The 12,149-nt window shown below is 57.4% G+C and carries 8 protein-coding genes; 6 read left to right on the top strand and 2 right to left on the bottom strand.

Features of this window, described 5'->3' with window-relative positions; genetic code table 11:
- Positions 1-481: 481 nt before the first annotated feature.
- The gene (locus RIE53_09765) at positions 482-2,998 is read right to left on the bottom strand and encodes an Ig-like domain-containing protein (GenBank protein ID MEQ9104975.1); all 2,517 of its coding nucleotides are present in this window, start codon (positions 2,996-2,998) and stop codon (positions 482-484) included.
- 680 nt (positions 2,999-3,678) lie between these two features.
- Here RIE53_09765 and RIE53_09760 point away from each other — a divergent pair.
- The 6 genes from RIE53_09760 to RIE53_09735 all read left to right on the top strand — a co-directional run bounded on the left by RIE53_09760 (position 3,679) and on the right by RIE53_09735 (position 7,751).
- Positions 3,679-4,686, top strand: coding sequence for a PD-(D/E)XK nuclease family protein (locus RIE53_09760; protein MEQ9104974.1), 1,008 nt, complete (start codon positions 3,679-3,681; stop codon positions 4,684-4,686).
- A complete protein-coding gene (locus tag RIE53_09755; protein ID MEQ9104973.1) occupies positions 4,683-5,273 on the top strand; it encodes a hypothetical protein in 591 nt (196 codons plus the stop codon). The genes RIE53_09760 and RIE53_09755 overlap by 4 nt, the downstream gene beginning before the upstream one ends.
- 315 nt (positions 5,274-5,588) lie before the next feature.
- Entirely contained in the window at positions 5,589-6,056 is a 468-nt protein-coding gene (locus tag RIE53_09750) for a PEGA domain-containing protein (protein MEQ9104972.1), read from the top strand.
- 41 nt (positions 6,057-6,097) lie between these two features.
- Positions 6,098-6,661: a hypothetical protein gene (locus tag RIE53_09745; protein MEQ9104971.1), complete on the top strand. Its 564-nt coding sequence runs from the start codon at positions 6,098-6,100 to the stop codon at positions 6,659-6,661.
- On the top strand, positions 6,658-7,374 hold the full coding sequence (locus RIE53_09740; protein ID MEQ9104970.1) for a hypothetical protein: 717 nt from the start codon (positions 6,658-6,660) through the stop codon (positions 7,372-7,374). The genes RIE53_09745 and RIE53_09740 overlap by 4 nt, the downstream gene beginning before the upstream one ends.
- Positions 7,371-7,751 carry a hypothetical protein gene (locus RIE53_09735; protein MEQ9104969.1) on the top strand — a complete coding sequence of 127 codons (381 nt, stop codon included), beginning with the start codon at positions 7,371-7,373 and terminating at the stop codon, positions 7,749-7,751. Before RIE53_09740 ends, RIE53_09735 begins: the two co-directional genes overlap by 4 nt.
- Positions 7,752-7,843: 92 nt before the next feature.
- Here the strand turns inward: RIE53_09735 and RIE53_09730 are convergent, their stop codons facing one another.
- Positions 7,844-12,127, bottom strand: a complete 4,284-nt coding sequence (locus RIE53_09730) for a T9SS type A sorting domain-containing protein (GenBank protein MEQ9104968.1) — start codon at positions 12,125-12,127, stop codon at positions 7,844-7,846.
- Positions 12,128-12,149 lie beyond the last annotated feature (22 nt).

Below are 12,149 nucleotides of genomic sequence, written 5' to 3'. Positions count from 1 at the left end.
TTCGACCGGAATACGCATGCTCTCTTCGGAGGTCAACCTCGGTCACGTGCCAAGGCGCTTCGAGGCCCAAAATGCGGGCGTACAGGTCTTTGTCCCTCATGCTGGCTAAACTACGCCACCCACACGCTCAAATGAAGACCCGAACAAGAAGCACAGGGATTCAGTCAATTCGCAGTTTATCCTAATCCGTCCAAGGGCCATGCAAATGTTTTTCTGGGCAACGTTTCGCGAGGACAGTCAACCTTGGAGGTATTTGACGTACTCGGTCGGCGCGTATGGACCTCAGAAATCGAATATTCGACGGATGTTGTCACGGTAGACCTCAGCCATGTTCCCCCTGGTTCGTACATAGTACGCAGCACAATTTCTGGACATATGGAAAGTAGACTGATGATTGTTCATTGAGACGGTACCAACGGCAGTTATGCTGTATTTGGACTTAATACTCTCATGCGGAATCGCCTCCGAATTCCTTGTCTAGTTATAGCCGGACGAGATACCTGACCTCTCGCTGTCTATCGCCAAGGGCCATTTCAAGAACGTAGAGCCCGCGTGGCAGCCTACCGACGGATATGGGAAGGCGGTTCGATCCGGCTGTGATGGCATGTTCCCCACCAGCACCCGACACCTCCCGACCCAGTATGTCAAATACCGACATCTGGATAACAGTGGATCCAGGGGCGCGAACGTCCAGATAGGCCTGGCCACCGGTCGGGTTTGGATATGGCGTTCCGATGGTCAACTCATCGGGCAGCACGTCGGGGTCTATGCCAATAAATACGCCCCGTTGGACCAAGAGCGGCGTCCGACCCGAAGATGTGGTATCGAGCCCCGCAAGCGCATCGACCGATTGGAACAGCGTGACATCCGCTCCGGAGCCGCCATTCAACGAATCGACAATCGCCAGCATGAACGCCATGTCCGTTTCAAAGAATGCAAATGGTTCGTGTCGGGTACGAAGCGCAAGGCTGACTGTCAGACTTTCGAATAGTCGCCAGCGATACGAGACATCGTCTCCGTCAGGATCGACGGATTCAGTCCATGCGAAAACGACCCGTGACGTTTCGGATCCGGACAGGACCAGGGGCTGACCGGGCTGGGGGATGTACATCTCCGAGGCTGTTGGCGGCCTGTTGGCCTGTATGACCGTGATCGTCACAGTGGCCGTGTCTGTCAGTCCATCCGGATCACTGGCTGTATAGGTCAACTCCACGGCGCCCTCGAAGGGATTCGGAGCGGTATACACCACGCGGTTTTCAGCATCTACCCACGCTTGCCCTTCTGAAGGCCCTCTGGAAATGGTAATAGTCAGCGGGTCATTTTCCGGGTCCGTGTCGTTAGCCAATACGTCAATGGTAGTGGTATCTCCAGAAACTACGAGCCCGGTATCATCAGCAGCCGTTGGCGGGTCATTGACGGGCAACACGACAAGGATGACATCGGTGGTATCCGCGTTCCCTCTGGTGTCCTGTAAAGAATATCTGAGTCCGTCTGATCCGTTGAAATCCGCAGCCGGAGTGAATTGCATTAGTCCGGATCCAAGCTCCAGTAGCGTCCCATTCAGTGGTTCCTGTGTTATGACGGCCGTAAGGATATCTCCGTTGGGGTTGTGGTCGTTCGTCAAAACATTGAACGTCACGGGGACGTCTTCGTTTGTTGTCACGGTATCGGCAACGGCGGTCGGGACAGGTCGGGGCGGTTGGACGGTCATCATAAATGATGCGGACGCTGAGCTTTCGCTGTCAGATGCCGTAACGTCAACGGCGTGCTCACCCGCCGTTACACTGGATGGCATTCCAGCGATCAGACCGGCATTGTCCAGGGTCAGGCCCGCTGGCAGTCCTGCTGACTGGAACGTAATGGTGTCTCCATCGATGTCTGTGGCGACCACTTGAAACGAATACGGCTCTGCCTCCTGGGCATCTGGCAGCGTAGTGGTCGTGATGACAGGTATGTCGTTCACGGAGGTGATCTCAATACGCAGCCAGGCGGAGGCTGACCGTGCTCCGTTGGTTACTTGGTACTGCAGGCTGTCCCGGCCGTGGTAGTTGGCTTCAGGTGTATACGTCAGTGTCGTTGACGTGAATTGAGCGGCGCCGTGCACAGGCGGCGTCAGGACAGCGGCCACGGACAGCTCCAGACCATCCGGGTCGACATCGTTTTGTAGGACGAGGATTTCCACCGACTCATCTTCATTGACCTGGACCTCATCATCGGTCGCCGTGGGCACGGACTCGGCCGTCAAGATGAAATGAGCGGTTTCGGAATCTCCCGCGGCATCGGTCGCAGAAATCGTAATGCCGGTTGAACCACTCGTACTTGGCGTGAAGATGACGCCATCACCGTCAAAAACATGACCCACGGCACCCGGTCTGCTTTTTTGGATGCTGTAGGAAAATGGTGCTGTCCCATTCCGGAACGTCGACTGAAGACTCAGTGTGTCGGGACGTCCGGCATCCATCGAAATGTCCGAAAGACCGAGAGATTGCAACGCATTGTTCTTGTAGGTATGTACGATCTGTCCCGTGGGCGTGCTCACCGTGAACTCCAACTCGAATTCGGAAAACTGCTCCTGAGTGGGTTGGATGAAGTTGTACGAGACGGTGAAGCCATTCGACTGTCCCGGAAGGACCACCTTGTCAAAGGCCGATTCCGCATTGACGTTGCCCAGGTGGTTGCGCTGACGGACGTAGGTGATAGTTACCGGTACGCTCAACAGGTTCGTCAGTGATGCTCCCGACTGGAAAACGAGGCTGCCAATGAAAATCCCTCCTGTGAAAGCGGCCAGCAGGGTGTCCGGCGTGGCCGAAAGCCCTGAAGCGGACGATGCAAATGCCATCAGCTCAGAGACTGACGACGGCGTGTCCGCCTCTTCGATGGTGTTGCCTGTGCCTTGTGATTCCTGTCCGCGGACTTCACTCGGGCCAATCATGAGTCCGAGTACAATGAACAGGAAAACAGCGACGGGACGCTGGAAATGGAATTTTGGCGGTAGCATGAACATGGCTTGTTCGGTTTGTTGGCACGAACGTACAAGCACATGTGTGCAATGCGGCTTCACACCTGGACCTGTCATTTACGTCATCTCGTCCCCGTTTACGTGACCCACACCCTATTACTTGGCAAGGAGCACGTGACGTGGAGACGCGGTACGTATCAGTATAAACACGGCCCGTGTCCCAATTCGGAAAGGCGCTTATTCTTTCGCGGGTTTCATTTGTGGATTGGAGAAGAGATTAGTAGATGGCTGAATCGATAACACGACCAGACCTGCCCGAAGGACAGATCATCAGCTTCCGCGACTGAGCAAGCCGCCTGCACTTTGCGTTGAAGGTCAGACGGTCTGGCTGTCCTGGAGACTGATTGCTGAATTTTTCCAGGTGTCGTTCCTTCTGTAAATGAGCACTTATCCAATATTGAGGTGGAAGGAGAACTCGCCCCTACGCAACTATCCCGAATATCCGGATAGTACGAATTGATGGGAGCCACGAGGTATCTCGCTCCTTAGTTCACCTTCACGCCGATCCATTCCCGCCCAACCTGGACCTGAATACCCACGTGTTACCTCACATTTTCCGAGTGGTCTGAAGCTATTCTGCACACCCCTTCCCTACTATGGCCTGCAGTCTGCTGAAAAACATACCTTGAACAGGGACCTTTCTCGCTAACCCGTACCACATGCACCGAACGTTCGAAATGACCCGACCCAACCTGTTCCACTACGCTACGTCTGAGCTTTCTCAGGATGCCATGTTGTGCTGGCTTGCCGCGTGGGCTGATCCTAAGAACGACGCGGATGATCAGCAACTCACCGCACTCGGCCGTGAATTTCTGGCGACGCTGTTCCGGCTTCACGACCGACCACTTCCGGCAGAGCTTTCCAGCGTGGAAGTCAATCGGCAATACGAGAATATCGACGTTCTCATCGCGGTAAACGATGATATCCACATATGCATTGAGGACAAAGTCGGCACTACGGAACACTCGGATCAACTTGCTCGCTATGTCAATGCGCTCGTCGGAAAGGGCACCTCAGCAGACAGCATCCTGCCCGTCTACATACAAACCCATGAGCAAGGCTCCTACGAGACGGTGAAGAAGTCAGGATACAAGGTTCTCGGGCGGGAGCAACTGCTCGACATTCTCAGTACCTATCCAGAAGAATGCGGAAATGCTATTGTCCAAGATTTCCGTCGCCATCTGGAACAGCTTGATGCCAAGGTAAATGCATTCCGAACCGCCCCGATCAGTACCTGGAATTGGTTCGCATGGCAAGGATTCTTCTGTGAACTGCAGCGCCTTGGTATTGACGGGAAATGGGGACATGTGGCGAATCCGAGGGGTGGCTTCTGGGGGTTCTGGTGGCATGGCCGTAGAGACGGAGCATCGAACAAATACATGCAGCTTGAGGAGAATAGGCTCGTCTTCAAGATAAATGTAGATGAGGCCTCGAACCGGAGACAGGTGCGCGATGAATGGATGTCTCACCTCCTCAGAGCGGCCGAAGATCACGGAGTCGATGTCATTCGTCCCGATCGCCGCAGGGTCGGCGAGGCGATGACGGTCGCGCTGATGGGAGGCGACTACCGGGTCACTGACTCCACTGGTGTTCTGGACATGAAAGCCACACTCGCAGTTCTGCGTTCGGCAGAGCAGGTTTTTAAAGCAACCTCTCTGGTACCGTGAACGGCAAGAGCATCAAAGAGCAGGTTTGGCAGACGGCTGAAGAGCCAAAAATGACTCGGCACATCTTTCCCGAAATCCAAGATCCTCTGTCGTTCAAATATGGGTATGCCGCCTATACGGACCTGGAAGTCGGTGTGCTGGAAGGCTATTTGAGTGATACACCCATTGCAATTGGCCCCTGCGTGTTGTCGGAACACATTTCGAAAAGCGATCCCCGGGGACTCTGGGACCTCGTCTTCGCTTTGGATACGTACTTTCTGACGCTCCTCGTCGGAGAACCACGTTGCACCGATAATACGGGCTTCGTCTCGGTTCCCACCGTCGACGAACTTCTCCACCCCTCCCGAGGCCTCCTCATCTGGAAACATCAGCTGGAAGATCTGTATCGTCTGTTTGATACGAGCAATCAGCGCTGCGTTGAATTCCGTCGGGGAATCAATAACAAGCTCCCAGCCACTCTTCGAAAGGCACAAAGCCTCACATTTGCCTGTGGCACCTCTCTGGGAGACGTAATTGAGGAGCGGAGCGTCTTCGGAGTTCAGACGCGCCCAAGTCTGAGAGCAGCGCACCTTCTCAGTGCGTCATAGACGTCAGTGCTCCGAAAACCACCAAGACGTACCTCTTTCCACCGGACGAAGGCATTATGACCGGAAGTAAAGGGATGGATCGGAGCGCTGTTTATTCGGCGTCCCAGGCCGCCGGATCGGGAAAGCGGCCTCATTGGAATGACCATACCATAATTAACGCGTAGCGTCCAGCAGCGATATCGCCTTTCAAGAAAGGGACGTGCTGTCCTGGAAAACTGGAAACATCAACAATAATTGCCCGCTGGTGTGAAGCCATCCTGCACACCCGGGGTCTTACGCTAGGCATTCATCACTCACCAAACCACGGCCATTGTCATGACCATGACACGCTTTTCCGTCTCCCTCCTTTCGGCCTTCCTCCTTTTCGGTTGCGGAACCATCATGCAGGGCACCACGCAGGATATAGGCATATCAAGCACGCCGAGCCAGGCCACCATCAAGGTCAACGGTCAACAGATGGGAACGACGCCCGCCGTTCTCGATCTTAAACGAAAAAGCACCCACTTCATCCAGATTGAGTTGGATGGGTATCAGCTGTTCGAGACCACATTGACGCGCAAGACCAGCGGCTGGGTGTGGGGCAACCTTGTTTTCGGCGGTCTGCCCGGTCTGGTGGTCGATGCTGCAGCTGGCGGCATGTACAAGCTCACTCCCGATCAGATTACCGCCGATATGCGCTTGGCCAGCAGCATGGCTCCCGGCAACGACATTATGATGATTGCCGTCGTCCTGAAGGCCAATCCAGATTGGGAGAAGATTGGACAGCTTGAGAAAGTCCGCTGATGAAAACCGCCGGTACTCTTCCTGTCCAAGACCTCTGACCCATGAGCAAGAAACTGCGCCGATCCGATCAATTCATCATCCGGATACCCATGCGCAAGTGGGACTGCATCCTGGATGACTTCACGACTGAAGAGTTGCGTCACCTGCGTGATAATTTGAGCTTGAGCATTGTCTGGAATGCTTGGGAAATGGAAGAAGAGGACAGCCAGGATGCCACAATTGTAGAGATCGAGGTCCTGTATGACGGCATTCTGAACTTTCAGGAAGATGATTTTCCCGATGCTGAATTCGGCTTGCGTGTCTTGAAGGGTCGCTTGGAAGGATACCCTGCGCCAGTATTCCGAATCAGATTAAGCAAAGCTGTCAGAAAGAAAGACGTGTACCGGGCAATCTATGGAACCTGTTACGCGCTTTCTTCTCCACGACTCGACGAGCCTTGCTACGCGGAAGAACACAATGGCTATACTCGGGTCTCATCCATCCGCAAGTACGGAGAACATCATGACTACTATAATGAGAAAGGCGTTTATTGCGGCTGGAGATGGGCGGATCCTGCAGGTATTCAGGACGGAATACGCATTCCTTCAACCAATTTTATGAAATGACTCATCACGACGCGTTCCACAAGTTTTTCCATGGCCAAGGACTGTTTTCCGGGCTCGGCGTACCGGCTCTTCCCGACACGTATGATTGGGACATCCCTCTATCAAGTGCCACATTTGTGAACAATGTTGCTGGACGCAATTCGTATGAGCGAAACGTTGCCCTGAAACATGCCTTGAATGAACACTGGCAACGCAATCCAGATCGTCGACGCGAACTTTTGGAATGGATAGTCAAGGATTGGGGCGGCATCCGTGGTAACAAGCCCGCCACACTTGATGGTTACCTGGTGCGCATGTCCAGCAGTAGACCAGAGACACCACTTCAGGGAATTGCCAGCTTTTCCAAGGTACTGGCCATTGCAGACCCTCACTCCCACGCCATTTATGATGCCAGAGTGGCGGTCAGTTTGAATGCAATTCAATTGCTGTCGGGTGTCACGGGTGGACTGGCGTTTCCGTACGTGCCCGGTCGAAACAAGACCACGGGAGACTGGAGTCAATCACGGAAGCGTGGGTTTTCAACGCGCCCGGAATTCGCCGTCAAAAAACTGTGCTCTGCTCCCCACACCTGGAGACGGATTGTGCGGGATAAAGCCTATGGCGACTACCTGCGCTTGCTTGGAACCTATACATCGCGCGATTTCCGCTTATACGATCTGGAAATGGCGCTTTTCTCGCAGGCAGAAGTTCTTGCCAAACGAGCAATGACATGAATACGGCCGTACAACGCGTTAAACTCGCCTTCAACCGCGAGTTCGGTCCTTTGGCCCACAAGTTTGAGTTCCTGGTGCTGGAGCCGTCCGATGCCCGAACGTCCAATGATCCACGGGTTTACCGGCCCGGAGTTTATGTCTGGACCGACGGAAGCAACGTGATCAAGGTCGGCCGCCATTTCACCAACGCGAGAAAACGCGCTTTCGAGCACATCCAGGATAACACGGGGGGTAAAATGTCCGGGCTGGAATCAATGGACGGTGCCCAGCTCATCCTCATCACCGCGGATCCACGCGACGCCCACTGGGCCGCTGCGCTTGAGGTCTACCTTGAGGAGATCCTCAGCCCCGAAATCAAGAGCCAACGGAAGGGATAGACCTGACGCTTCCGTCTGCATTACAAACACGTTTGTATACAATCGTATTTGTATACAAACGTATTTGTAAAGCAACTGAGCCCCCGTCTCCCCTACTTCAACAACACCACCGGGCGGGACTCGGCGCGCGAGCCCTGGGTGAGGCGGTAGAAGTAGACGCCGCTGGCGACGTTGCCGGCATCCCAGCGCACACTGTACCGGCCCGGCAGGACCTCGCCGTCCACCAGCGTGGCTACGCGACGGCCGACGGCATCGTACACGACCAGGCGCGTGCGACCGCTTTCGGGCACCGAGTAGGCAATGGAGGTCATGGCATTGAACGGGTTCGGCCACGCCTGTCCGAGCGCGAATTCAATGGGCTGCTCACCGCTGTCTGTTGCCACGCCGCTCACCACGCTGACCGTGGCCAGCGCCGGACGCACGGTTTCCACGTTACCTACGTGGTCCTTCGACAGGGCGTAGAACCGGTACTCATGCAGGGGTGAAACCGGAACCGCCATGGACGTGGCGCCTGAACCGGGCGTCGTGGCGCCCACCGACTGGAAGGCACCGCCATCCACCGACATGAACAGGTTCGTGGAGTGCACCCCCGATTCACCGTCACCGTCCGTCGCGGTCCAGCGGACCACCAGTTCCCCGCCGGTCACCGTGGCCGGCAGCGGCTCCATGGTGGTCACGGGCGGCTGGAAGTCCAGCGTGTTCACGAACGTATTGGTCATGATGGGCGGGTTGAAATCGAACACGATGACGGCCCGGTTTTCGAGCGGGGTGCCCGAGGCCAGTCCCGGAACGGTTTCGACCGAGAAGGAGACGTATCCCTCGCCTTCGGGAGGCGTTACGTTCGGCGGCAGCTCAATGCCCGTGATTTCCCAATGCAGGGCCTGGCCGTCGACGGTGAAGGAGAACCCCTCATGCGACGCGCCTTCGAACCGCGCCGTGCTGGCATCGAAAGCGGCGGACAGCGTATCGTCAATCACGATCTTCCACGCCGGTGCCGTGGCTTCGGCCTTGTTCTCGAACAGGATCTGATAGGTCATGCGCTGGGCGCTGGTCATATGCCCGCCCGGACCGTATCCCGTAGGCCCGACCTTTTCGTTGGGATCCCATGAGGTAACCTTTTCGACCGGCTTGTCAATGCAGGCGCTGATGGTCTGGCGACCGTTCACATAGCGGTCCCCGCCGCAGGCAATGGCCGCGAACCAGTTGAACAGCCCCTCCCCGACCTTGACGGCTACCACCGCGGCCGTGCCCAACGTACCGCCGATGATGCCCTGCCCCCACGTCAGGGCCAGGTCCTTCGCCAACTCGGTGGCCGGTTTTTCAAAGCTGAACCACTTGGCGTTCGTCTTGCGGAACGCCTCACTGATGACCGCACGGGCGCCGTCGGTCCGCGCGAACGACTCTTCCACCACGTTGAAGGTCATGTCCGTGACGTAGGCGGTCGTCAGGCCGGCGGCTGCCCACCATACGACGGCACCGATGGCCGGGACGAAGACAATTCCCTTGCCGTATCCATCCGGATAGGCCGTGAGCACGACGTCAAAGGAACGTTCTTCGCGCGGCGCCATGCTCTGCAGGATGAGGAAGGCCACCGTATCGGGCGGCGCTACCGTGGAATCGCCATAGATGGCGAAGTCCTCTGGGTACAGCCAGTCGGCCTTTACACCTTCCGGCGCCGAGGGCTCAATGTGATCGATATGGATGTTCCGGTTGACGTGGAGCATCATGATCATGTCGCCCGTCGGGACATCGCTGTTGTTGGCGTAGTGGATGGTGTAGCGGTTCGGCGGACCGAGCCGGATCTGGTCGCGCCCGATGACCGACGTGATGACCGACGGCAGTACCGTGATCATGTCGGGGTCGGACGAGAGCGCGAACAGGCCACTGGACGGCACGCTGTGCACGCGCAGGTAGTTCGATTCCGGATGCCGTTCCACATTGCCCTCCGACGAAATCTGACGCCACGTCCGGCCGTCATCCTCCGAATGGAACACGTGCAACTCCGTCTCGGTGTTGCTTCCGAGTTGGTCGTCCAGATAGCCGAAGTTCATCCACTCGATGGCGCCCGTCGCACTGGCGGGCACGCGCCGGATAGTCCAGTACGACCGCACCGCATTCGAGAACGAGTACGGAGCCTGGTTTCCGTGATGCACGACTTCGAGCGAATCGAAGGCCGCCGCAGCCACGCGGAAATCGGACAGATGCAGGCCGAACGTGCCGCCGGCCGATACATCTTCGTACACATACACGGCGCCATGATTCAAGAGTCGACCGGAGCTGCCCGGAGGCACCTGGAAGCGGGCACCGGACGCCACCACCGGCCCACTGGCCGCTGTGACGTTGAACCGGGACATCCGGTTGTCCCCCGTCAGCACGATGTTGCCTCCGTTCACGGTCATGGGAGCCGTCACGCCGGGCGCATCCCAGGTCCGCATGCCATCGCCGTTCAGGTAGTTGCTGCGATTGGACCATTCCACGCCCCGGTTCGTGACCGAGCCCTGGAGGTTCAGGTACAGCCACCAGTTCGACTGCGAATTCCGGATGGTCCCTTCGTTGATGAGGTGGCCTTCGACCGTACCGGTGCAGTCACATCCCGGTACGTTCTGGAGCGTATCCTCCACCACAACAGTACCTGCGAACCGGACCCCGCGGCCCAGGCTCACCCGTTCACGGATCCGGGTCGTGCCAATGAAGCGCGTATCGGACACCGCCGTGGCGTTCGTCCCGGTCTGCCGGAAGAACGCATCCATGAACACGTGGCTCTCCTGCACACGCCCTGTACCGCGGACGGTAATGCCATGCTGTGCCGTATAGAGCGAATCGTTGTTCAGATCGAACAGCGCCGACAGGTCCAGGTCACTGCCTGCACGCACGAAACCGGTCGTTTTCAGGCTTTCCAGGTCGCCCTCGAAGGTGGTCCCGGCCCCGTGGGTCAGCGTCTGCTCACCGGCGCCAATCAAGTAGGTCCGCCGGTTCGTCCAGACGCCGTTGTTGGTTACATCCCCGTGGATGCGCAGGTAGTTCCACCAGTTGGTAATGCTGTTGCGGATGGTACCGTTGTTGACGACATCGCCCTCCACGTAGGTGGTGCAATCGCATCCCGGGATGTTCTGCAGGGTATCGGCCACCACGAGCGCGCCCTCGAATACGTTGTCCCGGCCCATGTTGACCGTCTGACGGATGGTGACGGTCCCGACGTAGCGCGTCCGTTCGGTTGCCGCGCGGAGCGCATCGAATTGCTGCAGATCCCCCGTCATCGAAATGACGCCGTCATCCACGTAGCCACTTCCCCGGAATGTCAACGTGTTCGCGCCCATGGCCATCGGATCGCCATTCAGATCCAGATGACCCGAGAAATCCAGGTTGCTGCCGGCCCGGATGGTCCCGCTTTCCTTCAGGCTTTCGATGGGACCTTCGAACGTGGTGCCGGCGGCCTGGGTCACGATCTGGTCACCGGTGCCAATGAGGTACGTCCGCTGATTCGACCACACGCCGTTGTTGGTCAGGTTACCGTGGATGCGCAGGTAGTTCCACCAGTTCGACACCGAATTGTGGACGGTGCCGTTGTTGACCACGTCGCCCTCCACATACGTCGTGCAATCGCATCCGCTCACGTTCTGCAGGGTTCCTTCCACGATGACGGTCCCCTCGAACACGTTGTCCCGGCCCATATTGACCGTCTGCTGGATGGTGGTCGTGCCCACGAACCGGGTCCGTTCAGCGGCCGAACGCGTCGGGGCCTGTTGCGTCAGGATACCCATGGTCGTGATGACCCCTCCGTCCACGAAACCGCCCCCGCGGAAGGTCAGCGGCCAACCACCCATATCGAGCACGTCGCCCGCCATATAGAACGACGACGAAAAGTCCAGCCCCGACGTCGCCACCAGGCGGCCGGACGGCTTCTCACTGGTCATCGGGGTCGCAAAGGTCATCCCGGCGGCCTGGCTCATGACCTGGTCCCCCGCGCCGTTCACATACGTCCGGTAGTTGGACCACTCGCCATTGTTGACGAGGTTGCCACCAATCCGCAGGGTCAGCCACCAATTGGACACGCTGTTCCGGATGATGCCGTGATTGGTCACGTTGCCGCTCACGGTCAAGGTGCGGTCGGTGCTGACCGCATTCTGCAGGATGGATCCCGCTTCCACGGTCACCGCGCCAACCGATGCGTTCGAGCCGACACTCACGGTTCCACGCACCACGGCATGGTCGTTCGGTCCCGGGACCACACCCCCTACCCAGGTGGCTCCGTCCGTCCAGGAGCCGCCAGCCGGGACGGATTGGATCTGGGCGCGGGCATCCGGCGCCATCCAGACCATGGAGAAGAAAATGAACAAGGCGGAAACCAGCGGGAGAGTCGAATAGCGTCGCGTCATGACTGCACCTCAGAGCGATTGT

It is taken from the genome of Rhodothermales bacterium, assembly GCA_040221055.1.
Classification (GTDB): Bacteria; Bacteroidota; Rhodothermia; order Rhodothermales; family UBA10348; genus 1-14-0-65-60-17.
This window is presented reverse-complemented; position numbering and strand designations above follow the sequence as displayed.

Coding starts and splice junctions, on each gene's coding strand:
- RIE53_09750 (MEQ9104972.1), top strand. CDS start 5,589: ATGACCATGACACGCTTTTCCGTCTCCCTCCTTTCGGCCTTCCTCCTT.
- RIE53_09745 (MEQ9104971.1), top strand. CDS start 6,098: ATGAGCAAGAAACTGCGCCGATCCGATCAATTCATCATCCGGATACCC.
- RIE53_09730 (MEQ9104968.1), bottom strand. CDS start 12,127: ATGACGCGACGCTATTCGACTCTCCCGCTGGTTTCCGCCTTGTTCATT.
- RIE53_09735 (MEQ9104969.1), top strand. CDS start 7,371: ATGAATACGGCCGTACAACGCGTTAAACTCGCCTTCAACCGCGAGTTC.
- RIE53_09765 (MEQ9104975.1), bottom strand. CDS start 2,998: ATGCTACCGCCAAAATTCCATTTCCAGCGTCCCGTCGCTGTTTTCCTG.
- RIE53_09740 (MEQ9104970.1), top strand. CDS start 6,658: ATGACTCATCACGACGCGTTCCACAAGTTTTTCCATGGCCAAGGACTG.
- RIE53_09760 (MEQ9104974.1), top strand. CDS start 3,679: ATGCACCGAACGTTCGAAATGACCCGACCCAACCTGTTCCACTACGCT.